19 protein-coding genes are annotated in these 24,966 nt (G+C 69.9%); 4 read left to right on the plus strand and 15 right to left on the minus strand.

Annotation, left to right across the window (positions count from 1 at the left end; translation table 11 throughout):
• Positions 1-5: 5 nt before the first annotated feature.
• Positions 6-2,156, minus strand: a complete 2,151-nt coding sequence (locus tag KTR9_RS18935; protein WP_044507077.1) for an ATP-dependent DNA helicase UvrD2 — start codon at positions 2,154-2,156, stop codon at positions 6-8.
• An 83-nt stretch (positions 2,157-2,239) separates the two neighbouring features.
• On the opposite strand from KTR9_RS18935, the gene KTR9_RS18940 reads away from it, so the two are divergent.
• Positions 2,240-2,524: a mycoredoxin gene (locus tag KTR9_RS18940; RefSeq protein WP_044508108.1), complete on the plus strand. Its 285-nt coding sequence runs from the start codon at positions 2,240-2,242 to the stop codon at positions 2,522-2,524.
• 180 nt (positions 2,525-2,704) lie between these two features.
• On the opposite strand, the gene nudC is transcribed toward KTR9_RS18940, so the two are convergent.
• From nudC to KTR9_RS18960, 4 genes are all read right to left on the minus strand, one after another.
• Positions 2,705-3,640, minus strand: a complete 936-nt coding sequence (gene nudC, locus KTR9_RS18945) for an NAD(+) diphosphatase (RefSeq protein ID WP_014927717.1) — start codon at positions 3,638-3,640, stop codon at positions 2,705-2,707.
• 35 nt (positions 3,641-3,675) lie between these two features.
• Positions 3,676-4,746, minus strand: a complete 1,071-nt coding sequence (locus KTR9_RS18950) for a potassium channel family protein (protein WP_010843944.1) — start codon at positions 4,744-4,746, stop codon at positions 3,676-3,678.
• 99 nt (positions 4,747-4,845) lie between these two features.
• Complete coding sequence (locus KTR9_RS18955) at positions 4,846-8,235, minus strand: ATP-dependent helicase (protein WP_014927718.1); 3,390 nt, start codon at positions 8,233-8,235, stop codon at positions 4,846-4,848.
• Complete coding sequence (locus KTR9_RS18960) at positions 8,228-11,692, minus strand: ATP-dependent helicase (protein ID WP_044507079.1); 3,465 nt, start codon at positions 11,690-11,692, stop codon at positions 8,228-8,230. Before KTR9_RS18960 ends, KTR9_RS18955 begins: the two co-directional genes overlap by 8 nt.
• 92 nt (positions 11,693-11,784) lie before the next feature.
• On the opposite strand from KTR9_RS18960, the gene KTR9_RS18965 reads away from it, so the two are divergent.
• Both KTR9_RS18965 and KTR9_RS18970 read left to right on the plus strand, forming a co-directional pair.
• A complete protein-coding gene (locus tag KTR9_RS18965) occupies positions 11,785-12,561 on the plus strand; it encodes an alpha/beta fold hydrolase (protein WP_010843941.1) in 777 nt (258 codons plus the stop codon).
• Between the two features lie 64 nt (positions 12,562-12,625).
• Entirely contained in the window at positions 12,626-12,928 is a 303-nt protein-coding gene (locus KTR9_RS18970; RefSeq protein WP_044508110.1) for an MGMT family protein, read from the plus strand.
• A 6-nt stretch (positions 12,929-12,934) separates the two neighbouring features.
• Here the strand turns inward: KTR9_RS18970 and KTR9_RS18975 are convergent, their stop codons facing one another.
• The 8 genes from KTR9_RS18975 to KTR9_RS19010 form a co-directional block, all read right to left on the minus strand.
• Complete coding sequence (locus tag KTR9_RS18975; protein ID WP_010843939.1) at positions 12,935-13,678, minus strand: sirohydrochlorin chelatase; 744 nt, start codon at positions 13,676-13,678, stop codon at positions 12,935-12,937.
• Between the two features lie 18 nt (positions 13,679-13,696).
• Positions 13,697-14,881 (minus strand): uroporphyrinogen-III synthase, encoded by a 1,185-nt coding sequence (locus tag KTR9_RS18980; protein ID WP_044508113.1) that lies wholly within the window; start codon positions 14,879-14,881, stop codon positions 13,697-13,699.
• 5 nt (positions 14,882-14,886) lie between these two features.
• Positions 14,887-15,327: a nitrite reductase (NAD(P)H) small subunit family protein gene (locus KTR9_RS18985; protein WP_014927721.1), complete on the minus strand. Its 441-nt coding sequence runs from the start codon at positions 15,325-15,327 to the stop codon at positions 14,887-14,889.
• Entirely contained in the window at positions 15,324-17,909 is a 2,586-nt protein-coding gene (gene nirB, locus KTR9_RS18990; protein ID WP_014927722.1) for a nitrite reductase large subunit NirB, read from the minus strand. The genes KTR9_RS18985 and nirB overlap by 4 nt, the downstream gene beginning before the upstream one ends.
• Before the next feature lie 45 nt (positions 17,910-17,954).
• Entirely contained in the window at positions 17,955-19,460 is a 1,506-nt protein-coding gene (locus KTR9_RS18995; protein WP_014927723.1) for a nitrate/nitrite transporter, read from the minus strand.
• A 238-nt stretch (positions 19,461-19,698) separates the two neighbouring features.
• Complete coding sequence (locus KTR9_RS19000) at positions 19,699-20,553, minus strand: TIGR02569 family protein (protein ID WP_010843934.1); 855 nt, start codon at positions 20,551-20,553, stop codon at positions 19,699-19,701.
• An 85-nt stretch (positions 20,554-20,638) separates the two neighbouring features.
• Positions 20,639-21,847 (minus strand): adenylyltransferase/sulfurtransferase MoeZ, encoded by a 1,209-nt coding sequence (gene moeZ, locus KTR9_RS19005; protein WP_010843933.1) that lies wholly within the window; start codon positions 21,845-21,847, stop codon positions 20,639-20,641.
• 59 nt (positions 21,848-21,906) lie between these two features.
• A complete protein-coding gene (locus KTR9_RS19010; protein WP_010843932.1) occupies positions 21,907-22,950 on the minus strand; it encodes a DUF3152 domain-containing protein in 1,044 nt (347 codons plus the stop codon).
• A 66-nt stretch (positions 22,951-23,016) separates the two neighbouring features.
• Between KTR9_RS19010 and KTR9_RS19015 the strand changes: the two genes are divergently transcribed.
• Positions 23,017-23,715: a TetR/AcrR family transcriptional regulator gene (locus KTR9_RS19015; protein ID WP_010843931.1), complete on the plus strand. Its 699-nt coding sequence runs from the start codon at positions 23,017-23,019 to the stop codon at positions 23,713-23,715.
• A gap of 78 nt (positions 23,716-23,793) precedes the next feature.
• On the opposite strand, the gene KTR9_RS19020 is transcribed toward KTR9_RS19015, so the two are convergent.
• Together KTR9_RS19020 and KTR9_RS19025 are read right to left on the minus strand one after the other, a co-directional pair.
• Positions 23,794-24,024 carry a DUF3107 domain-containing protein gene (locus KTR9_RS19020; RefSeq protein ID WP_004023442.1) on the minus strand — a complete coding sequence of 77 codons (231 nt, stop codon included), beginning with the start codon at positions 24,022-24,024 and terminating at the stop codon, positions 23,794-23,796.
• 140 nt (positions 24,025-24,164) lie between these two features.
• A complete protein-coding gene (locus KTR9_RS19025) occupies positions 24,165-24,878 on the minus strand; it encodes a ferritin-like fold-containing protein (protein ID WP_083889033.1) in 714 nt (237 codons plus the stop codon).
• Positions 24,879-24,966 lie beyond the last annotated feature (88 nt).

A 24,966-nucleotide genomic window follows, 5' to 3' on the forward strand; every position in this document is an offset into this window, starting at 1 on the left:
ACAACCTATTTTTGACCTGCAGTTTTGACGAGGTCGAGGATGTCCTCGCCGTACTCGTCGACCTTCTTGGCCCCGATCCCCGAGATCGCCACCAGCGCAGCGGTATCGGTGGGCCGCTGCTCGGCGATCGCGGTGAGCGTCTTGTCGGAGAAGACGACGAACGCCGGAACCTTCTTCTCCAGGGCCCGCTCGCGACGCCACTCCTTGAGCGAGACCAACAGCCCCTCGTCGAGGTCCGACGGGCATCCGGCGCACCGGCCGAGCAGTGTCGCGGTCGAATCCATCAGCCGTGAACCGCAGACCCGGCACGTCGGTCCGCGGCGGGGTGTGCGCTCCTTCGCGATCGGCGAGGCGGGTGAGTCGTCGGGAACGAGGTCGGCGAGGAACCGTGACCGCCGGCGGGCGCGGCCTCCCTCGTTGCGGGCGAGCGCCCACGACAGGTGCAGGTGCTCGCGGGCGCGGGTGACGCCGACGTAGAACAGCCGGCGTTCCTCCTCGACCTCCTCCCACGACCCCTTGATCGCCTGACTGATGGGCAGTGACCCGTCGGTGAGTCCGACGAGGAACACCGCATCCCATTCGAGTCCCTTGGCCGCATGCAGCGACGACAGCGTCACGCCCTGCACGGTCGGCGGATGGCGCGCCTCGGCGCGGGCCGCGAGCTCCGCCGACAGCTGCGGCAGTGTCAGCCCGGGGTTCTCGGCCACCATGTCCTCGGTCAGTTGGACCAGCGCCTTCAGCGACTCCCAGCGGCTGCGCGCCTGAGTACCCGACGGCTCTTCCGCCGTGAGCCCGAGTTCGCCGAGGACTGCTCGCACGACGTCGAGGATCTCCACGTCGGGCCTGACCTCGCGACCGGCGACCGTGGCGAGCTGCCGCATGGCCTGCCGGACCTCCGTGCGCGCGAAGAACGCCTCGCCGCCGCGGACCTGGTACGGGATGCCCGCCTCGGTCAGCGCCTGCTCGTAGTTCTCCGACTGCGCGTTGACGCGGTACAGGATCGCGATCTCCGCGGGCGCGACCCCGGCACGGATGAGGTGTTTGATCTCGATGGCGACAGCCGTTGCCGCGGCGGGCTCGTCGTCGTACTCGGCGAACTGCGGTGCCGGGCCGGCGGGTCGTTGTCCGACGAGGCGGAGCCGGGTGCCCGCGATCCGTCCTCGGGCCGCACCGATGACCCGGTTCGCGAGGTCGACGACCTGGGGAGTGGACCGGTAGTCCCGCTCCAGGCGGACGACCGTCGCCTCGGGGAACCGGCGGCTGAAGTCCAGCAGATGGTTGGGGGACGCGCCGGTGAAGGTGTAGATCGTCTGGTTGGCGTCACCGACGACCGTCAGATCGTCGCGCTCGCCGAGCCAGGCGTCGAGCAGACCCTGCTGCACCGGGGTCACGTCCTGATACTCGTCGACGACGAAACACCGGTACCGCGAACGGAACTCGTCCGCCGCTCCCGGTTCGGCGGTGAGGATCTGCGTCATGTAGATGAGCATGTCGTCGAAGTCGAGCAACCGGTCGCCGTCGGGTGAGACCTTAGCGTCCTCGTAGTGCCCGTACACGGCAGCGACCTTCGCCGGCGGCGCCGGGGACTCGCGGCCGAGCCGGCCGACGGCCTCGACATAGTTCTCCGGTGAGATCAGCGAGGCCTTGGCCCACTCGATCTCCGACGACAGGTCGCGCAGGGTGTCGGTGGCGGTGTCGAGACCGGAGCGCCGGGCCGCGCGCGAGATGAGCGGGAACTTGTTGTCGAGGAGCTCCCATCGTGCGTCGCCGAACGCCCGCGGCCAGAAATACCGCAACTGGCGCATCGCAGCGGCGTGAAAGGTCTGGGCCGCGACGCTGCCCCCCGAACCGCCGCCGACACCGAGACCGCGCAACCGGGTCCGCATCTCCCCGGCTGCCCGTGCGGTGAACGTGACCGCGAGCACCTGACCGGGATTGACCTGCCCAGTGTCGATGAGGTGGGCGATCCGTCGGGTGATGGTCCGCGTCTTGCCCGTACCCGCCCCGGCCAGCACACACACCGGTCCGCGCGGCGCCAGGACCGCGGCACTCTGTTCGGGGTCGAGCCCCTCGACCGCGCCTCGACTCACCGGCGACGAGGCACGAGGCGAGGACTCGGGGTTCGCAGCAGAAGTCGGGTGAGGCACGGCGTCCACTATGTCACCAACCACCGACGCCGCCCGCAGGGGAGAACGACGCAACCGGGAACAGCCGGCCCGGACATGGTGTTATGAGACCCATGAGCAACGTGATCGACGACGAGGCCGGCGCCCGCACCTCCGACACCGGCGAACTGACCATGTACACGACGTCGTGGTGCGGATTCTGTGCCCGCCTCAAGACCGGCCTCAAGAGCAGCGGCATCAGCTGGCAGGAGATCGACATCGAGCTGAACCCCGACGCCGCGGAGTTCGTGGGCAGTGTCAACGGTGGCAATCACGTGGTGCCCACCGTCCTCTACGCCGACGGCACCACCGCCACCAACCCCTCCATCGCCGACGTCAAGGCCAAGCTGGCCGTCTGACACGCTGGGCATCTCGCGGAGCCCTTCGCTCCGATTTGTGACCCTTCGTGACGCGCCCTCCGCAAGCTCCGGACGCTCCTCAGGGGGCGATGGGGGTCGCATCTTTCATCCTCAGGAGCACTCCTCAGGGGGCGATGGGGGTCGCATCTCTCATTCTCAGGAGCAGGGCAGGCGGCCGCGCTAACCGGCCGCCCAGGCCTCGATCATCGACCGCGCGATAGAGATCGACCCGGGAAGACGCAGGCGGTCGGCGTCGTCGGAACCCGGCGCCTCGGCGCGCGACCCGCCGTCGCCGCGGGCCAGTGCCTCCCGGACCTCGTCGCGGTGGAACCACTGCGCGTCGCCGATCTCGCCGTCGAGGAATGCCAGTTCGTCGGCCGGGTCGCCGATCGCCGCGAAACCCAGCATGAGCGATCGCGGGAACGGCCACGGCTGGCTTCCCAGGTAGCGCGGTTCGCGCACCACGATCCCGACCTCCTCGTGCACCTCCCGCAGCACACACTGTTCGAGCGACTCCCCCGGCTCGACGAAACCGGCCAGCGTCGAATACCAGCCGGCCGGCCACACCGCCTGCCGGCCGAGCAGGATCCGATCGGCGCCGTCGTGGACGACGGTGATGATCGCCGGGTCGGTCCGCGGGAACTCGTCCCGTCCGGAGTCGACGCTGCGCCGGACCCAGCCGCCTCGCGCGGGCTGGGTGACCGAACCGTCGACCGGTGAATGACGGGCGGTCTCGTGCCAGTTCAGGATTCCCAGCGCGGTGGCGAGCAGGCCCGCCTCGTCGGCGGACAGCCGCGTCGCACCGCGTCGGGCGTCATCGGTCGGTCCGTCGATGTGGTCCACCCGCCGTGTCCACAGGTCGGCTCCCCCGTCGCCGTCCGCTGCGTCGAACCCGAGGATGACCGCGTCCGCGGGCGGCGCCTGGGCGACGGTGGTGGCGGCGACCCAGTGCAGCGCACCGGCATCGGTCACCGGGTAGCGACCGGCCGCGTCGATCAGCAGCACCTTCGCCGTCGGCCAGCCGGCGGCCATCCGTGGCGCGTCGTCGCGGATCGCGTCCGCGCGGTCGAACACCGCTCGCGACAGCAGGGGCGGTTCGGGCAGCTCGAAATGCACTGTCGCACAATCCTTTCTCGGATACAGCGGATCGGTCAGTCGTCGTTGGGGCTCTTGCGGACGTACAGCAGACGGTCGCCGACCTCGATCTGCTCGACCGCGCTGTCGTCGACGCGGTGCAGCACACCGTTCCGTACGACGCCGAGGACGATGTCGCGGGTGTGGCTGGGCGATCCGCCGGTCTCGGTCGGGTCGACCTCCCGTTCGGCGATGGCATACCCGGCGTCCGGGGTGAGGAGATCCTCGATCACCTCGACCACCGACGGGGTCATCGTCGCGATCCCGAGCAGGCGGCCGGCGGTCTCCGACGACACCACGACCGAGTTGGCGCCGGACTGACGCATCAGATGGGTGTTCTCCGACTCCCGGATCGACGCGACGATCTTCGCCCGCGGATTGAGTTCGCGGGCGGTGAGCGTGGCGAGGACCGCGGTGTCGTCGCGGCTGGTGGCCACGACGATGCTCGTCGCGTGGGCGACACCGGCCAGGCGGAGGACGTCGGACTTGGTGGCGTCGCCGCGCACCGTGACCAGCCCGTCGGAGGCGGCCGCCTCGAGCACGGTGGCGTCGGCGTCGACGACGACGATCTCGGAGGGCTTGATGCCGTCACCCCGCATCGCGTCAACCGCGGTGCGGCCCTTGGTGCCATAACCGATGACCACGGTGTGATTGCGCACGGTATTCCTCCAACGCTGGATCTTGAGCGCCTGGCGCGACCGTTCGGTGAGCACCTCGAGGGTGGTACCGATCAGGACGATCAGGAACAGCACGCGCAAGGGCGTGATGATGACGAGGTTGATGAAACGGGCGAACGGCGTGATCGGCGTGATGTCGCCGTAGCCGGTCGTGGAGAGGGTCACCGCCGAGTAGTACAGCGCATCCAGATACGACAGCTCGTTGTCCTGGGCGTCGCGATAACCGGCGCGATCCAGCCAGACGACCACCGAGGTGAACAGCAGCGCGAGGGTTGCCCAGAAGACGCGCCGGCCGATCGCCCGGCTCGGACTCTGCTGCAGTTCGGGGATACGGACGACACCGACCAGGGCATGGTCGGGCCGGTTGGCCAGCTCGGTGCCGCCGAAACGTCGGCGCAGGCGGCTAGCCACCGGCGCGCTCGCGCCCGTCGAGTTCGCTCACACGCTGCAATGTAGCCCACCGCGGCGCATCGCAACTCATCTGGCGGGACCAACCTCTCGACGCGGACCTCATCGGGCGAGCTTGGCGGCGAGGGTGGCCTCGTCGGGCAGATCGTCGGCCTCCAGGGTGTGCCCGTCGCGCACGTAGTGGAACGCGGCCCGCACCTTGGTCGTCTCCACCCCGGCCAGTTGCGCCCACGCCAGGCGATACGCGGCCAGCTGGATGAACAGCGACTCCCGGCGGGCGGGCTCGGGGACGACGCCGGTCTTCCAGTCCACCACCGTCCACGAACCGTCCTTCTCGGCGAAGACCGCGTCGATCCGTCCTCGCACCACGATCCCGCCGATGACGGTTTCGAACGGCACCTCCACCTCGGTGGGACTGCGATTCGCCCAGGGCGAGGACAGGAACGCCGCCCGGAGCTCCTCGAGATCGGCGTCCGGACTCGCGGTCGCGTCTGCCGCGCCGGGCAACTCGTCGATGTCGAGGAGTCGTGTCGCCCCGAACCAGCGTTCCACCCACGCGTGGAAGGCGGTGCCGCGCCGCGCCATCGGGTTGGGCCGGAACGGTGTCGGGCGGCGCAGCCGACGGGCGAACTCGGCCTCGTCGGCGTCGAGTTCGACGAGCTGGCTGACCGACAGGTGGGTCGGCAGGGACACCTCGACGAGTGCCTGATTGGCCTGGTGGTGCTCGGCGAGCAGGGCCGACACCTCCGCTTCCCATGCGCCGATCTCGTCCGCCGGATCGGGCGGCGGAGCGGTGGCGGACCCGGCGTCACCGGCCGGGGCGTCGAACAGGGCGGGCGCTGCGCGTGCGGTGATGGCGTCGGTGACCAGGTCGGCCGCCCGCTGCACCGAGTCGCGGCGTCCGCCGAGCGGATCGCGCGGCCACGGCGCCGCGATCGCGCGCTCGGCCAACGGGTTCGGGCTGTCCGGTTCGGGTGGCGGCGTGCGCACCGCGACCGACAGACCGGTCGAATCGACGCTCGGGTCAGTGATGGCCTCGTCGATCCCGACCATCAGCTCCTCGAAGAAATCCGATCCGCCGCGCGGTTTGTCACCGGTCTCCGACCAGTGGTGCGCCGAGACCAGCAGGTCGTGCCGAGCACGGGTGAGGGCCACGTACAGCAGCCGCCGATCCTCCTCGAGACGCCGTTCACCGATCGCCGCCTTGTGGTCGGTCAGGGCGTCCTCGAGCTGTTTGCGGTCGGCGACGGTGTCGATCTTCAGGAGCGGAAATCCTTCCGGCGCACCGTCGGCCGATTCGGCCGGGATGGCCAGATCGCCGCGCAGGTCGGCTGGTAGTTCACGCGCGCTGCCCAGCCACGTGGTGTCGGCCTTGGCGCTGGGGAAGATGCCCTTCGCCAGGTGCGGGATCGCGACGACATCCCATTCGAGCCCCTTGGCCGCATGCACGGTGAGGATCTGCACGCGCTGCTCGGCCACCTCGATGCGTCCCGGTTCCAGGCCCTTCTCGATGGTCTCGGCGGCATCGAGGAAAGCCAGCAGACCGGGCAGGTTCGCGCCCTGGCGATCGGCGTAGTGACTGACGTAGTCGGCGAAGGCGTCGAGATGTTCGCGACCGGTGATCGCGCCCCGCATGCGGCGTGCACGGATCTGCGCCTCGACGCCGACACCGATCGTGTTCTCCACGTCGGCGACGAGTTCGGGCAGCGGCTGACCGATGCGGCGGCGCAGTGACTCCAGCTGCGCGCCGAAGGCCCGGATGCGCGCGTAGCCCTCCGGGCTGTAGTCGGTCGGCTCGCCCGGGTCGACGACGGCGTCGGCGATGCCCGCCCGGTCGACGATCTCGGTGGGCAGCACGGCGTCGAGGGCCGCGTCGAGCGCCTCTCTGCTGGTGACCACCCCGCCCGCCTCGGCGAAACTCTCCGCCGCCAGGGTGGTGGCCCGCCGCCACAGCGCGGCGAGGTCCTTGGCGCCCAGCCGCCAGCGTGCCCCGGTGAGCAGGCGCATGACCGCGGTCCCGGCCATCGGGTCGGCCATCACGCGCAGGGTCGCGACGATGTCCTCGATCTCCGGGACATGCAGCAGCCCGCCGATGCCGACCACCTCGGTGGGGATGCCCCGACTCTCGAGCTCGGCGGCCAGTGGTGCCGAATCCTCGTTGCGCCGCACCAGGATCGCGGTGGTCGGAGGTGCCACCTCCGCGGCCTCCGCCGCTCGGTACCGTTCCTCGATCGCGTCGGCGATCCAGTTCCGTTCGTCGACGACGGTCTCGGTCAGGGCGATCGTCGCCGTTCCGTGCGGGGCGTCGGGGCGGGGCCGGAGCACGCTGACCGGGATACCGCGGCGTCGGAGCTCCTCGGAGATCTGGTTGGCCAGCCGCAGGCCCTGGGCCGCATTCCGCCAGCTGGTGAGGAGTTCCAGGCGCCGGGCCGGGGTCCCGTCGGGACGCGGGAAGTCACGCGCGAACCGCGGCAGGTTGGCCGCCGAGGCACCTCGCCACCCGTAGATGGACTGGATGGGATCGCCGACCGAGGTGACCGCGGCCGGTGCGCGCCCGTGCCCGCCGAACAGCGTCGACAGCAGCACCCGTTGCGAGTGACCGGTGTCCTGGTACTCGTCGAGCAGGACCGCGCGGAAGGCGGTCCGTTCGGCCGTCACGACTTCGGGATTGGACACCACCAGCCGCGCGGCGAGCGACATCTGGCTGCCGAAGTCGAGCGCGGACTGTGAGCGCATCGTCTCCCCCAGCGCGATCACCATCGGGATCAGCTCGCGGCGCTCGTCGATGACCTCCTTGACCTTCAGCAGCGCCTGAGTCGGTTTGTCGCGCTGCTTGGGACCTTTCGGAAGGGTGTCGACGAGGTCGTACAGCGTGGAACCCGCCTGGGCGAGGTCGGCGATGTCGACGAGGTGCTCCGACATCTCGCCGTACAGCTTGAGGACCGCCTCGGTGACACTCGCCGGCACCTTCTTGGTGTTCAGTTCGCCCGGCCAGGCGGACACGAGTGAGAACGCCAGCTGCCAGAGCTCGGTCTCGGTGAGCAGGGTCGACGACGGTTCCACCGGCAGGAGCAGCCCGTAGTCGGCGATCAGCCGGCCAGCGTAGGCATGGTAGGTGCTCACCTCGGGGTCGGCACCGCGCAGCCGGGCGGCCAACGCGCCGTCGGGATCCCAGTTCCGCAGCGCCGGCGACCCGGCGAGCATCGAGAGCCGGCGCCGGATCCGGGCACCGAGTTCGCTCGCGGCCTTGCGTGTGAACGTGAGGCCGAGGATCTCGTCGGGGGCCACGAGCTGGTTGGCCACCAGCCACACCACACGCGAGGCCATCGTCTCGGTCTTGCCGGCACCGGCGCCGGCGACGACGAGCATCGGTTCCATGGGTGCTTCGATCACCGCGACCTGCTCGGGCGTGGGATCGGGCAGGCCCAGCGCCGCCGCCAGTGACTTCGCCCCGACGATCGGACGCTCGGTCCGGTCCTGGAGGTCAGTCATCGGTCACCGCCTTTCCGGGGATCTGCGCGGGACAACTGGTGGTGAGGTTGCAGTGCACACAACCGGGATTGGGTGTCGCGGTGTACGTCGGTCCGATGCTCGCCCGCGCCGCGCGGCGCACCACCCCGATCCACTCGTCGAGCAATTCCGGCGTGAGCGGCGGTTGAACACGTTCGGCCGCACCGGAATTGCGGTTCGCGGTCGACACGTAGACCAGTCGTGCACCGCCCGGGGCGGCATCGCCGAACTGCGGCACCCCGCCGTGCGCCAACGCCACCTGGTAGGCCGCCATCTGGGCGTGCTCGTCGGCGTCGGCCTTGGTGATCGGGTTCTTGGAGGTCTTCACGTCGACGACGACCGGCCGGCCGTCGGCATCGGTCTCGAGCCGGTCGACGCGCCCGCGGAGACGGACCGCGGGCTCGTCGGACTCCGACCCGGGGTCAGCGGGAATGGTTGCGTCGACCGGCAGTTCGACACCCACCTCCTCGAGCTCGGTGCGTGAGATGCGCAGCCACTCCCGGAAGTGCCCGAGCATGCTCTCCGCACGTTCGAGTTCGCGAGCCGAGTACCAACCCGCCCCGGTGTCGACCCGCTCCCAGATGCCGCGCAGCGCCGCGGTCACCTCGGCCGGGTCGAGTTGACCGGCGACTGCCTGCACGAGTGTGTGCACGAGGCTGCCGGTCAGTGCCGGGGTGCCGTCGCCGTCGCGGCCGCCGTTGCGTTCGAGCACCCAGCGCAGTGAACAGCGGGTCAGTGCATCGACATTCGACGGGGACAGCGTCAGCGCCCCCGACTCCGGCGTCCACACCGGCTCGTCGGTGCTGGGCGCGGCGAGCCCGAACCAGTCGCGCGGATGCGCGCCCGGGATGTCGGAATCGGCCAGCTCGGCCAGCAGGCGCGCCGCGGCCTCGGTGCGAGGCGCGTCGGGCTCGTCGGCCCCGGCGATCACCGCCGATCGCAGCGTGGCGACCAACGAGGGCAACGAGAGCACCCGGTCGACGCCGGGATCGAGTCGGATCTCGGCGCGGGCGGACTCTGCCGGATCGTCGGCATCACCCACCAGGTCCGCGAGTTCGGTGATGAACCGCGACGGCGACGCGTCCCCGCTGCCGTCCTCGACCGCGGTCACGAGCAACCGGCCACGCGCCCGGGTGCAGGCGACGAGGAAGAGCCGGCGCTCGTCGGCGAGCGCCGTCGCCCCGCGGGCAACGGTGTCCACGGCGTCGGCGGCCATGCCGTCGAGGATGTCGACGAGTTGCCCGGTCTGGAGAACACCGCCGCGGCTGCGCAACGACGGCCACAGCCCGTCCTGGACGCCGGCGACGGCGACGACCTCCCATTCGCGTCCGACCGCGGCGTGTGCGGACAGCACCGTCACCGAGTCGGTCGTCGCGGTGGCTGTCCGGGTGTCACGCGGGATCTGGAGCTGGGAGAGGTAGTGCACGAATCCGGCGGGCCCGGCCGCGGGCAGGGTGTCGGAGAAGTCCGCGGCGGATTCGAACATCGCCATGACCGCGTCGAGGTCGCGGTCGGCCTGCTCGCCGGCCGGACCGCCGCGAACCGCCGACGCCGCCCATCGCCGCTCGAGTCCGGTGGCCTGCCACGCCGCCCACAGGGTCTCCTCGATCCCACGACGCGCGTCGTGGACACGCTGCGCCGCCCCGACGACGTCGAGCACGCGGGCCAGCGGCGCCGCCTCGGTCTCGGTGAGCCTGCGGCGATAGCGCGCGCCGACGTCCGGATCGAGGATCGCGCGGGTGAGCGAGGTGAGTGAATCCGGTTGTCCCGCCGGGTCGTCGGCGTCGTCGAGGCGTCGCACACCGCGCCGGAGCCGGCGCATCGCACCCGGGTCGGCGGCGCCGATCGGACCCGACAGCAGGGTCAGCGTGTCCTCCGTGGTGAACAGGTCGGTCGTGAACGGCTCGGGTGCGAACGGGGCGGGGTCCGGCGTGCCGGGGTCGGACGGTTCGGCGGCCGCCCCCGGTGCAGTGCGTGCGGCGACCGCGCGCAGCACCAGCATCAACCCGATGACCGCACGTTGCCGGTGCAGCGGCAGGTCGCTCGCGGGAGTCGTCAAGGGCACGCCCGCGGATCGGAAGGCGCGGCGCAGCGGCGGTAGCGCCAGGGACACCGACCGCACGACGACCGCCATCTGCGACCACGGCACACCGTCGAAGAGATGGGCACGCCGCAGGAGGTCGGCGATGGCGGTGGCCTCCTTGGCCGCGGACCCGTACACCCGCACGGCGGCCGCGCCGCCCCCGTCCGTGGGTGTCCGGCCCGGCGCATCGGGTTCCTGGACATCCGCATCTGCCACCGGCCGCGGATAGGGATGCGGGCGGGCACCGGGCAATCGGGCGGCGATCGCGCGACCGAGCCGGGACAGTTCGGGTCGGGCGCGGAAGTCGTCCTCGAGGAGGATGTCGTGCGGGCTGCCCGGTTCGGCCAGGCCGTCGGCGAAGCGCGGACTCGCACCCCGGAACCCGAAGACGGACTGGTCGGTGTCGGCCGCGATGATCGTCGACAGCGTACCGGTGCCGACGAGCGTGATGAGCTGCGCCGCTTGCGGATCGAGATGTTGCGCGTCGTCGACGAGCAGGTGCCGGATACGGCGGCGCTCACCGCTCAGCAGCTCGGGGTCGGTGGCGAAGGCCGAGAGGGCCGAGCCGATCAGCTCGGCCGCGTCGACCGCGGGCGCCGAGGCACCCGGGGTCTCGAGGCCGACGGCCCCGCGCAACAACATGTTCTGCTCGTACTGCGCATACGCACGAGCGGCCGCGACCCACTCCGGGCGCTTGTGCGTGCGTCCCAGTGCGGCAAGCTCTTCGGGACCCACGCCGCGTTCGGCGGCCCGCATCATCAGGTCGCGCAGGGCCTGGGCGAAACCGTCGGTGCCCAGCGCGGGCCGCAGGTGCGAAGGCCAGTACCCGGCGCCGTCCTCGATGTCGCCGGCGAGCAGTTCACGCAGGACGACGTCCTGCTCGGAGCCCGTGATGAGTCGTGGCGGCGGGTTGTTGTGCGCTTGGGCCTGTAGACGGAGGATCGCGAAGGCATAGGAGTGCACGGTCCGCACGAGCGGCTCGCGCAAGGCGCCGCCGAGGACCCGGCGGCCGCTCGACCCGGCGGAGAGCACGCGCCGGGTGATCTCCTCGCGCAGTGCGACCGCGGCGCGCCGGCTCGACGCCAGGACGAGGACGGACTCCGGATCGGTGGACGGATCGAGCAGGCGGGCCACCGCGGCATCGACGATCAGCGCCGTCTTCCCGCTCCCCGGACCGCCGTGCACCCGCACCGGACGCCAGGCCTGTTCCTCGTCCGCCGGTCGGCTCGTGGGCGGGTCGATGACCTGGGTCACCGACGGCGGCCAGTGCCGGGGCCGATCCGTCTGGTCGGGGGCCGCGACGAGTCGCGCACGCAGCGCGCTGCGCTGGGTCTGGGCGCCCGGTCTCCGACTCATGTCCCCATCGAATCACGGCCCACCGACGCTGTTCCCGACGCGCCCGCCACCTGCGTCGGATCCCGCCGCACGGCGTACGGCAGGATGGACGGGTGGCAGCTCTCAACACCCATGTCTTCGGCAGCGGTCCTGCGGTTCTCGCCATTCACGGGCTCACCGGTCACGGCCGCCGCTGGGCAGCGCTGACCGACCACCTCCCCGGCGTCCGTCTCGTCGCGCCGGACCTGATCGGTCACGGCCGGTCGCCGTGGCGCCCGCCGTGGAGCATCGAACATCAGGTGCGGGCGCTGTCCGCCGTGATCGACGACCACATCCCCACCGATGAGCAGCCGGTGGTCGTCGTGGGTCACTCCTTCGGCGGCGCGCTGGCGCTGCACCTGGCCAACCGCCGCCCGGACGCGGTCAAGGGCCTCGTGCTGCTCGACCCCGCGCAAGGCCTCGACCCCGAATTCGCACTCGAGGCGGCCACCGACAGTCTCGACAACTGGGACTACGCCGACACCGACGCCGCTCGGTCCGCGAAACGCGCCGAGGGCTGGGCGGCCGTGCCCGACGCCCTCATGGAGGCCGAGCTCGCCGAACACCTCGTCCCCCGGCCGCGGGGCCGGGTCGGATGGCGGGTCAGCGCACCTGCCGCGGCGGCGTCGTGGAGCGAGATGGCCAGACCCGCGGTTCTTCCGCCGCCCGGGACACCGACCCATGTGGTGGTCGCCGACCAGGTGCAGCCTCCGTTCGTGCGGCCGGCCTTCCTGGATGCGTGCGCGAGCGAACGCGGCACCGAGGTCACCGTCCACCATGCCGACTGCGGGCACATGGTGCCGTTCCTCGAACCCGAGCGCTGCGCCTCACTGATCCGATCGCTGCTCTGAGACAGCATCTTTCGCGACGGTCGTGTCGCGACCGGCTCGACGGGACGAGGGGAGGGTGGCGACGATGGCGGCCATCACCGAGGAGCAGGTGGAACAGATCCGCTCACTGGTGTCGGCGATCCCGGCCGGCCGGGTGAGCACCTACGGCGACCTGGCCGCCGCGGCCGGGTTGTCCAGCCCCCGGATCGTCGGCTGGATCATGCGGACCGACTCCGCCGATCTGCCCTGGCACCGGGTGGTGCCCGCCAGCGGCCGGCCGGCTCCTCACCTGGTGCACCGACAGCTCGAACGTCTACGGGCGGAGGGAGTTCCGATCACCGACGGGCGGATCCGCCTCCGCGAGTGTCGCTGGGACATCTCGGTGTGACGCGCACTATCCCCGCCGGGTCGCGGCGGTCCGCCGGTACGGACTGATCGCCGCGCGCATCCGCGTCACGATCAGGTCGACGATCCGCGGGTCCGGTCCGAGCGGTGCGGCGACCGCGTCCGCGCCGTAGGTGCTCAGACGCTGGTGGAACAGACCCGGGGCGAGGAGGTGACTGGCGATCACGACTCGGCGGCCCGTCCGCCGGGCCCGCTCGACGGCGTCGGGGACCGTCGGCGTCGCGGTCGTGATGAACCCGACCTCGACCCGCCCGCCGATGAGCGACTCCAGTTGCCGCGCGGCCAGATGAACCTGGCCGCAGGCACTCTCGTCCGACGAACCGGCGGCGGCGAGCACGACCGCATCGCCCGGTTCCCAGCCCGCTTCGACGAGGCGGAGGCGGGCGACCGAGGCGATCGCCGGATCGGGTCCCAGCGCCCGGGTGACCACCGTGTCGTCCCGGCCGGCAGCCGAGACGTGTTCGGGCAGGTCCTTGCGGACGTGATACCCCGAGGCCAGGAATGCCGGGACCAGGACGGCCGGGCGATCCAGATCGGCGATGACCTCGCTCGGCGTCGGCCCGAGGACGTCGACGAACGCGGTGCGGGTCAGTCCGATCCGGTCGCTGACCGCCTCGGCGATCTGGGCGATCACGTTGACGCCGTGCGGATTGCGGGTGCCGTGCGCGACCAGGACGGGGCTGTACCCCTGCAGCCGGTCACCGTGCGGAAGCCGTACATGGTTGTCGTGCATGTGTTCTCGCTCCCTTCCTCACTCGTCTTCGGCGTCGTACTCGAGGTCGACGGCCAGTCGGTATCCTCGTTTGACCACGGTCTGGACCATCTTCGAATCACCCAGCGCGGCGCGGAGTCTCGCGACGGCGACCTCGACCGCATGGGTGTCGGAGCTGTCGCCGGGCAACCCGGCGAGCATCTCCTGGCGGGACACCACGCGGCCCGGGTTGCGGGCCAACAGCTTGAGCAGGAGCAGGCTCGTCGCCGACATGTCGCGGAGCTCGCCGTCGACCACCACGGCCTGTCCGCGAATGGCGGTGTCGTGACCGGCGACCCGCAGCAGGTGGCTGCGCCGCGGCAACTCGTCGGTGATCAGGCGCGCGAGAGCACCGAGCCGGAACCGGCGCGGGTAGATCGTGGGGATCTGCAACGCCTCCAGCGGACTGGCCGTGACCGAACCCACACACATGACCGGCACCGCGGTCCGCAGCGCATGGATGAACTGTTGCAGCTTGCCGAGTTCCTTGGCGCGGGTCAGGATCGATGCCGCCGCGGGGGCACTGGTGAAGGTGATCGCGTCGAGGTCCCCGCGGATCACCGCCGCGATCATCTTGTCGATGCCGGCCACGTCGGGATGCATGTGCCAGCGGTACACCGGAATCGGCACCACCTGCGCACCGGCGGCGCGCAGCACCGTGCAGAAGTCCGGCAGCGGTTCCCATTCGCTGGTGGCGCCGTGTAACTGCACGGCGATCCGCACACCCTCGACGCCCTCTTCGAGCAGCTTGTCGAGCACCTCGGAGGAGGACTCGCTCTCCGGCGACCACTCCTCACGCAACCCCGCCGCACGGATCGCCCCCTTGGCCTTCGGGCCGCGGGCGATGAGCCGGCTCTCGGACAGCGCACGCAGGACGGCCTCGGCGTTGCCCCAGCCGTCGGCCGCCTCGACCCACCCGCGGAAACCGATGCCGGTCGTCGCGACCATCACCTCCGGCGGGTTCCCGATGAGTTCCTCGGTCACCCGCTCGAGTTCGGTGTCGTCGACCAGCGGCAGGATACGGATGGTCGGGGCGAGCATCACCTCGGCGCCGCGTCGTTGGAGCAACGCGGCGAATTCCTCCGCGCGTCGTGCCGCGGTGATGCCGATCGTGAAGCCGGCGAGCGGTAGCGGATCCGCTTCCGGGGAGCCTGCGCCGGCGGGGTCTGCACCGGTGGGGGTCATGGTGTTCACGCCGGGAAGAACACCTCGACGATGCGGTTGACGACACGCACTCCGTAACTCGGGACCGACACCGTCTCGTCGTCCAGGCAGACGCCGGTGCGCAGTGCGAAGATCTGCTTGCCCAGCGGCGAGGCGACGGTGGGTTCTCCCCCTCGATCGCCGGTGAGCCCCCGCGACAGCACCGCGGCGCGGCCGAAGGGGTCGATGTTGCCGATGGCGTACAGGCGTGAGCGGCCGGGGGCCGCCTCGCGATCCGTCTCGGCGGCCGGCAGGCGGAACAGCGCGGCCTGCACACCCTCCGGACCGAGCACGGCGACTCCGCGTCCGACGATCAGGTCGTCGATCGGACAGGCACGCACCCAGCTCCCCTCGCGCACCCCGACGGTGGCGTCGGCGGACGTGGTCTCTGCGGACATGGTGTCGGCCTCCCCTGGCGCGATGGTCATGTGGGCACTCCTTCTCTCACCGGTTCGGTGCTCGCCACATCGGTGCCCGATGCATCCGTCCCCGGTCGGACCGACGGCATGTCGAGCAGCACCGGCGCCTTCCGTTCGTACTCGGAGAACCGGATGGTCGGGTCGACGACGTCCGGCGCGTTCACGAACGAGACGAACCGCTTCAGCTTGTCCTCGTCCGCGAGCACTGCCGCCCACTCGTCCTGGTAACCGCCGACGTGGCGGGCCATCGCGTCCTCGAGTTCGGCGGCGAGTCCCAGGCTGTCCTCGCAGACGACGTCCTTCAGATGGTCGAGGCCACCCTCGAGCGACTCCAGCCACGGCGCTGTGCGCTGCAGTCGATCGGCGGTTCGGATGTAGAACATGAGGTACCGATCAATGTAGGCGACGAGGGTCTCGTCATCCACTCCGCTGGCGAGCAGGACCGCATGCTTGGGGCTCTGGCCTCCGTTACCGCCCACGTACAGGTTCCAGCCGTGCTCGGTGGCGATCACGCCGACGTCCTTGCCCCGGGCCTCGGCGCACTCGCGGGCACATCCCGACACGCCGAACTTGATCTTGTGGGGCGAACGCAACCCGCGGTACCGCTTCTCCAGCAGCACGGCCATCCCGACCGAGTCCTGTACGCCGTACCGGCACCAGGTCGACCCGACGCAGCTCTTCACCGTCCGCAGGCTCTTGCCGTACGCCTGCCCCGACTCCATGCCCGCGTCGACGAGGCGACGCCAGATCTCGGGCAGCTGGTCGACGCGCGCGCCGAACAGGTCGATGCGCTGACCACCGGTGACCTTCGTGTAGAGACCGAAGTCGCGGGCGATCTCACCGATGACGATCAGCTGCTCGGGTGTGACCTCGCCGCCGGGCATCCGCGGCACGACCGAGTACGACCCGTTCTTCTGCATGTTCGCGAGGAAGTGGTCGTTGGTGTCCTGCAGGGCGGCCTGCTCGCCGTCGAGGATGTGCTCGCTGGAGGTCGAGGCCAGGATGGAGGCGACCGTCGGCTTGCAGATCTCACAACCCTGACCGGTGCCGTATCGCTCGATGAGTTCGGAGAACGTCCGGATGCCCGTGACCGCGACGATCTCGAACAGTTCGGCGCGCGACTGGGCGAAGTGGTCGCACAGCGATTTGCTCAGTTCGACCCCGGACGCGGCGAGCAGCTGCTTGATGCTCGGCAGGCAGCCACCACAGGTGGTGCCGGCGCAGGTCTCCTTCTTGATGTCGGCGATCTCGCACGCACCCGCCGCGATCGCCGAGCAGATCGTGCCCTTCGAGACACCGTTGCACGAGCAGATCTCCGCGTCGTCGGGCAGTGCATCCATGCCCACCGCCGCGCCGCCCTCGGGCGCGATGAGAGCTGCCGGGTCACCCGGGATCTCCCGGCCGACCATCGGCTTGAGCATGGCGTAGGCCGATGCGTCGCCGACCAGGATTCCGCCGAGGAGCGTCTTCGCGTCGTCGCTGACGACGATCTTGGCGTACTTGCCCGCGACCGCGTCGTGATAGGTGATCTCGAGCGCGTTCTCGGCGGCGCCGAACGCATCGCCGAAGCTGGCGACGTCGACGCCGAGGAGCTTGAGCTTGGTGGACAGGTCGGCGCCGGGGAACTCGGCCGTGCCGCCGAGCAGGCGGTCGGCGACCACCTCGGCGGTCGAGTACCCGGGGGCGACGAGTCCGTAGCAGCGGCCGTCGACGGCGGCTACCTCACCGATGGCGTAGATGTTCTCGTCGTCGGTGACGCAGCCGGCGTCGACGAGCACGCCGCCGCGCTCGCCGACGGCCAGGCCCGCGTCCCGGGCCAGCTGATCGCGCGGCCGCACGCCCGCCGAGAAGACGACCAGCGACGCCTCGATCGACGACTCGTCGGACAGTGTCACCCGCAGGCCGCCGTCCTCGGCGTCGGCGATCTCCGACGTGCCGACCCCGGTGTGGACCTCGAGTCCCAGATCGGTCACGAGATTCTTCAGGATCGCGCCACCGCCCTCGTCGACCTGCATGGGCATCAGGCGCGGAGCGAACTCCACGACATGCGGGGTCATGCCCAGGAGCTTGAGGGCGTTGGCGGCCTCGAGCCCGAGCAGCCCACCCCCGACCACGACGCCCGTCGCGCCCGGACCGGCGGCCTCGGCCGCGGCCCGGATGGCGTCGAGGTCGTCGAGGGTGCGGTAGACGAAACACCGATCGTTGTCGTGGCCGGGAACCGGCGGGACGAAGGCGTAAGAGCCGGTGGCGAGAACCACCGCGTCGTAGTCGATCTCGCGACCGCTCGAGGTGACCACCCGCCGGGCGGACCGATCGATGTCGGTGACGGTCTCGCCCAGATGGGTGACCACACGATCGTCGCCGGCGTACGTGTTGCCCTCGAGGGCGAGCGAATCACGTAGCCAGGCACCGACGTACGAGGACAGTCCGACACGGTCGTAGGCCGGATCGAGCTCCTCGCTGACGATCTCGATCCGCCACCGGTCGGTCGCGTCACGCTCGCGGAGCGCCTGGACGAAGCGGTGGCCGACCATGCCATGGCCCACCACCACCACCGTTTTGGTGGTGCGCGTTGCGGTTTCGCTGTTCACTGCTCTTGACTCCCTTGCCTCGCCGGTACCCGTGTCCTCGACGGATCAGGCCAGCGCTTCTTTGGTTGCCTGCTTGTCGGTGCCCTCCGATGCGACACCGCTGGGTCGGACCTCGTCGCCTGCGGCGGGAACGCCCTCCGGGGTACCCGCGATCGGCAGATCCGTGGTCTCCCCGATGACGATCGGCCGACGGGCGTAGAACCACCAGGTCACCACCGCCGCCATCACGTAGAAGCTGAGGAACACCCAGAAGGCTTGTGTTGCCGACTGATTGGACTTGTAGCTGGCGCGCAGCACGAGGTTGATGCCGACGCCACCCAGGCCACCGGCCGCGCCCGCGATCCCGATCAGCGCGCCGGACATGCTGCGCGACCACTTGGTCCTGCCGTGCGAGTTGAGGCCGCTCAAGGACTGCGCCTTGTGTTCCCAGATCGTCGGGATGATCTTGTACACCGATCCGTTGGCGATCCCGGACAGCAGGAACAGGAGGATGAACCCGACGATGAACGCAGCGAGCACGCCACCGCTGATGACCTTGCCGTTGGCGTCGGCAGACATGCCGGCGACCACCAGGATGGAGGCCGACGCGGCCATCGCGATGAAGCAGTACAACGTCACCTTGCCGCCGCCGATACGGTCGGCGAGCTTGCCGCCGTAGGGTCGCACCACCGATCCGAGAAGCGGTCCGATCCAGGCGATCTGGGCTGCGGCCAGGGCCGGCTTGGCCGCCCCCGCCGAGGTGAAGCTGATGTTGAGGACCTGGCTGAACGCGAAGCCGAAACCGATGAACGAGCCGAACGTGCCGACGTAGAGCAGGCAGATCAGCCAGGTGTCGCGGTGCTTCAGACAGTCGATCATCGCGCGTCCGCTGGCGGTCTGGTGGTCGAGGTTGTCCATGTAGATCGCGGCGCCGACGCCGGCGACCGCCAATGCGACGAGGTAGATCGCGCAGACGATCTCCGGCTTGTCGGCGAAGAGCCAGATGACCAGCAGACCGATGACCTGGACGACCGGGACGCCGATGTTGCCGCCGCCGGCGTTGAGTCCGAGGGCCCAGCCCTTGAGCCGCTGCGGGTAGAACGCGTTGATGTTGGTCATCGACGACGCGAAGTTGCCGCCACCGAAGCCGGTGATCGCCGCGACGGCGAGGAACCAGCCGAATCCGAACTCGCCCGGATTCATCATCAGCATCATCGTGAGTCCGGTCGGGATGAGCAGCACGACCGCAGAGAAGATGGCCCAGTTGCGGCCGCCGAACCGGGCGGTGGCCTGCGTGTAGGGAATCCGCAGGCACGAACCGACGAGGGTCGCGGTGGCGGCGATGATGAACTTCTGGTCCATGCTGATGCCGTACTCGGGACCCATGAACAGGGCCATCACCGAGAACAGCGACCAGATCGAGAAGCCGACGTGCTCGCAGATCACCGACCAGATCAGGTTGCGCTTGGCGACCGCGGCGTTGCCGTTGTCCCAGGCCTCCCGATCCTCGGGATCCCAGTCGGTGATGGTGTGGTCTCGTCTCAGTTGGGCTTTGAGGTCTGCGAATGCCAAGGCTCCGCCTCCGATGCTGTGGTGGTCTCTGGTGTCACTGCCGTGCACTGAGCTGGACGTGCAGTGGTGGCTGTCGTGTGGGACGCCGACACCGATGTCGTGCGACTCGAGACCAAGTGTGGAGGGGGCGTGTTGCGCGGATTTGCCGCGAGGTGACCACATGGTCACGTTGTCCTCACTCCGTCACAACGACGGTGTGAGAACCCTGTCAGCAGTCAGTCAGGGCTGTGAGCTGCGATTATACGAGTAAACGTACATGTTCGACGACTCGCTGCAACCCGGGCAGTGCGCCCGAGGTCGACCGCGGGTGCAGGGCGTGGACGGCCAGCCGGAACATCGTCGCCCGCAGCATCATCTGCGGCCACTCGGGCTGATCGGACCATCGCTGGATGAGTTCGGTGTCGGCGCCGCCCCAGGCGAGGGCGTCGACGACCGCGACCGCCGCCGCCCACGGGGCCGGTCGCCAATACGGGACGATGTCGGTGATCCCGGGAGCCGCGGCGCCCGCGAAGAGGACCGTGCCGAACAGGTCACCGTGCACGACCTGGGACGGCAGATCCACCGGCTTGCGGAGTTTCGCAAGGGTTTTCAGCATGTCGACGCTCTGCACGCCGTCCGGCGCGGTCGGCTCGGCCATGCCCGCGGCGCGGGCCGACCGCAGGGGCACGTCCTCCCAGGCGGCGCGGTCGGCGGCGGTGAAGACATCGACGTCGGTGTGCGGCGGGGCCGGCGGCTGCAGCAGGAACCGGGGCCGCTCGAGCGAGGCGGTCGCCTCGTGCAGGCGGTCGGCCACCAGGACGACCTCGTCGTGCCGCGGCTCGGGTGTCCCCGCGATGTAGGTGTCCGCCCGCCACCCGGACACCACGTATCGGCCGTCCGTGGCGCGGAAAGGACGCGCGATGCGCATGCCCTCGACGAAGAGGGACTCCCGGACCGACGCCGACCACGCGGCACGCGCGTGGTCGGGGACCAGGGACAGCACGACTTCGCCGACACGCCACCCGCCGGCCCACGATTCCCCCATCGCGATGGGTGGGTGGGCGGTGAGCCCGAACGTGTTCAGCACATGTTCGGGCGGCTCGACGGTGTTCACGTTGGCCAGATTACCGAGCGTGGGTGTCCGTTTCCGGAAGGCACGCGGCAGTCACGTGCGCAGACACCCGGATCGACGACCGAGATCAGTAGACCGGGAGCGTCTTGTCGACCTGGTTGGCCCACGCGGTCACGCCACCCTGCAGATGCGTCGCGTCGGCGAAGCCGGCTCGCTTGAGCGCGGCGAGTGCCTCCGCGGACCGGATACCGGTCTTGCAGTACAGGACCGTGGGGCGGTCGTGGGGCACCTTGGCGAGACCTTCGCCGGAGAGGATGTCGCCCTTCGGGACGAGCGTGGCGCCGTCGATGCGGACGATGTCCCATTCGACGGGCTCCCGGACGTCGATGATCGCCAGCTTCTCCCCCGCGTCGATCTTCGACTTGAGTTCGACGGCGGTCAGCGTCGACCCGGCCGCGGCGTCGGACGCCTCCGAGGAGACGACACCGCAGAAATCGTCGTAGTCGATCAGACCGGCGACGCGTTCACCTTCGGGATCCTTGCGGATCTTGATGGTCCGGTAGGTCATGTCCAGCGCGTCGTACACCATCAGACGGCCGAGCAGCGGTTCACCGATACCGCAGATCAACTTGATCGCCTCGGTACCCATGATCGAGCCGATCGAGGCGCAGAGGATGCCGAGGACACCGCCCTCGGCGCACGACGGCACCATCCCGGGCGGCGGCGCCTGCGGGTAGAGATCGCGGTAGTTGAGTCCGCGACCGTCCGGGGCGTCCTCCCAGAAGACCGATGCCTGGCCCTCGAAGCGGTAGATCGAACCCCACACGTAGGGCTTGTGCGCGAGGACCGCGGCGTCGTTCACCAGGTACCGGGTCGCGAAGTTGTCGGTGCCGTCGAGGATGAGGTCGTACTGCGAGAACAGTTCGATCGCGCCCTCGGGCTCCAGCCGCTGGTCGTGCAGGTTGACGGTGACGAACGGATTGATCTCCAGGATGGAGTCCCGTGCGCTCTCGGCCTTCGGCCGGCCGATGTCGGACTGGCCGTGGATGACCTGGCGCTGCAGATTGGATTCGTCGACGATGTCGAATTCGACGATGCCGATCGTGCCGACCCCGGCCGCGGCGAGGTAGAGCAGCGTCGGCGAGCCGAGGCCGCCGGCACCGATCACCAGCACCTTGGCGTTCTTCAGACGTTTCTGACCGTCCATTCCCACATCGGGGATGATCAGGTGACGGCTGTAGCGGGCCACCTCTTCGTTGCTCAGCTCCGCGGCCGGTTCCACCAGCGGCGGCAGCGACCCTGTGGGCGACCCTTGCGACGACACGAACGCCTCCATTGTTCAGGCTGACTACGGACTCCTGGCACAACGACCGGGCCCGCAGCGGCATTCCCGGGTCAGCGGGTCGGGAAAGGCCACGGGTTGGGTCGGCACACGAAGGTGCGGTTGGCCTTCATCTGCGGATCGAGGGCCATGATCTCGGAGTTCGCGACGCCGAAGGACTGCTGCATCATGATCGGCGCGAGCGCACCGTCCTCGCGGCACGCCTCGTGGGACTCGTAACCGATGCCGTGCCCGACCTCGTGGTTGATGAGGTACTGCCGGTAGGCGACGTCATCGCCCTGATACGACAGGGCACCGCGCACCCAGCGGGCCTCGTTGAGCGCGACCCGGGCCTGCGGCGGGTAGTAACACGAGGTCTCCAGCCGGATCTGATAGCCGCAGAGCTCTCGGGTCGTGCCGGTGGAGGTGAGGGTGATGCGCAGGTCGGGCTCGCCGCGGTCGACCCGACGGAAGGACACGCGGCCGTCACCGATCCAGCTGCGCGGGTTGGCCAGCGTCGTGTCGACCATCTTCGCGAAGGTCGGGTCACCGCCGTAGTCCTGCGGGTCGAGACCGTTCTCGACCTCCACCGTGTAGGTGTAAACCTGCCCGCCGGAACCGATGGGCGGACCGCCCCCACGCAGGACCCGATAGGTCTTGCGGGCCCGCTCGGTGAACGGACCACCCTGCGGCAGCGTCCCGGCGGGCAGCGCGGCCGCCTGGATGTCGCCGGTGGGCGCGCCGATCGGGCGGGTCTCCTTGCTGATGTCGGTGTTGCGTGCCGCGGAGTCCGGGCTGGCGGCGGCGGCCGGCTCGAGCGCATCGGTACGGCCGTCCCGGACGGTGACGACGATCAGTGCGATCGTCAGGATCGAGAGCACCGGGATGGCGTACGCGCGCCAGCCGTAGGTCGAGACGAATCGCCCGAGCGCCGACTGCTTCTTGTATCCGGGCTGCGCATCGCGGTCGACGCGGGGTCGTCCGCTGTCGTCGGTCGGGTCCCAGCGCGCTCGTAGCGGCTGGTCCGGTCTGGGGCGTCCCGACGATCTCGGGCCGACGTCCTTGGCACGCACCCGGCCGCGTTCGGGTCCGGGGCCACCGTCCTCAGTGCGGCTCACCGGTCAACTTTCTCACAGCAGACCACCGATACTGCGCAAGAAGCTCCCCCGAGTACTCTCTTGGGCATGTCGACCGCAACCAACGCATCCGCCGTGCCGGGACGCAGCACCCGCCTGCCGCGCAGCGCACGACGTATGCAGTTGCTCGACGCGGCCAGTGAGATCTTCGTCGAACGCGGTTACCACGCCGCCGGCATGGATGAGATCGCCGTGCACGCGGGAGTGAGCAAACCCGTTCTGTACCAACACTTTCCATCCAAGCTCGACCTGTACATCGCGGTCGTCGATTCGCATGCCGAGAAGCTGGTCAGCGACGTCAACACCGCCCTGCGGACGACGACGGACAACCGCCGCCGCGTCCGCGCAGCGGTCCAGGCATTCTTCGATTTCATCGACCAGGACAACTCGGGCTACCGGCTGATCTTCTCCTCCGACGCCTCCGACCCCGCCGTCATCCGCCGGGTGGAGGGCGCGACCGAGGCCTGTGTCGACGCGGTGTACGGGCTGGTCATGCACGACTCCGGACTCGACCCCTATCGTTCACGCATGCTCGCGTCGGGGCTCGTCGGCGCCAGCCAGGTCAACGCCCGCTACTGGCTGGAGGCCAAGCGCCCGGTCGACAAGCAGACCGCGGTCGACACGACGGTCGCCCTGCTGTGGGGCGGGTTGTCGCATTTCCCGCGCCAGACCGCCGCTGCCGACGCGGAACCCACCGATCCCGAGGCGGGCGGCGCCGGGAGCGGGCCTGATTCGAACGGCGCCTGACGCCGGCCGACGACACGAGAAAGGGGCCTGTACGCCATCGGCGTACAGGCCCCTTGTCGTCGAGCTATTGCCGGCCGGTCAGGAACCGAACCCGACGCGCCGGTTCTCCGATGCGCCCACCTCGACATAGGCGATCTTGGTGACCGGGATGAGGTAGCGGGCGCCCTTGTCGTCCACGAGGGACAGCAGTTGCTGCTTGCCACCCAGTGCCGCCTCGACCTCCGCAAAGGCCTTGTCGCTGGTCAGGGTCGACGCGATGGTCAGCTCCCGCGGGCTGTCGGTGATGCCGATCTTCACTTCCACGGCCATGTGCCGCCCTCCTCGGTGTGTCATCAACGCTGGTCTAACAACGCTTGCCGCACAAGGCTAGTGCAGCCGGGCCACGGCCGGACAGGCACTCCGCTGAGAGCGAAACGCCACCGGCCGGAACCACGGAGGTCAGGTGCGGCTCAATCGAGTCCGAGATCGGCCATCCGGTCGGCGTGTTTGCTCGCGACGACGTCGAAGAATCCCGCGACGCCGGTCAGCGAGCTGGCTCCGGCGAAGAGCAGATCGGTGACCTCCTCCTCGGCGGCGAGGACCCATTGCGCGTGCGTGATCGCCTCGCCGAGCAGCCGACGGCCCCACAGGACCAGCGCCGACTTGATCGACGGGTCGGCCTCGACCGCCGCACGGACCTGCTCCCGAGCGAACTGCGAATTGACGGTCTCCGACATCACCTCGGCCATCACGGACTGCGAGTCCGGCGGCAGCATGTCGGCGAGTTCGGCGTAGAAATCGGCGGCCAGTCCGTCGCCGACATAGGCCTTGACCAGCGCCTCGTACCAGGTCTTCGGCGTGGTCGCGCGGTGATACTGGTCGAACACCGAGCGATAGCGCTCGACGGCCTCCGCGGCGCCGAGCCCGGTCATCGCCTCCACCCGCTCGGCGAGCCGGTCGAAGTGTCCGACCTCCGACGCCGCCATCCGGGCGATCGCGATCCGGCTGGGCACATCCGGCGCCATCGCCGACTCCTCGATGAGCCGGTGGAACGCGGCGAACTCGCCGGCGAGCAGCACGGCGAACAGCTTCCCGATCGCCGAATCCCGCATCTCGACCGACGCCACCGAGGTGGACGTCGCAGGTGACGGGATCGACTCGGAAGGGTCGGATGCAGGCGCCATGAGATGATGGTAGCGGGCCACGGGCGGGCACCAAGTACACTCGACGGCGGTGCACTCCGACGGGACCCCCCGTCGCTTGCCCGCTGAG

Source organism: Gordonia sp. KTR9 (assembly GCF_000143885.2).
GTDB lineage: Bacteria > Actinomycetota > Actinomycetes > Mycobacteriales > Mycobacteriaceae > Gordonia.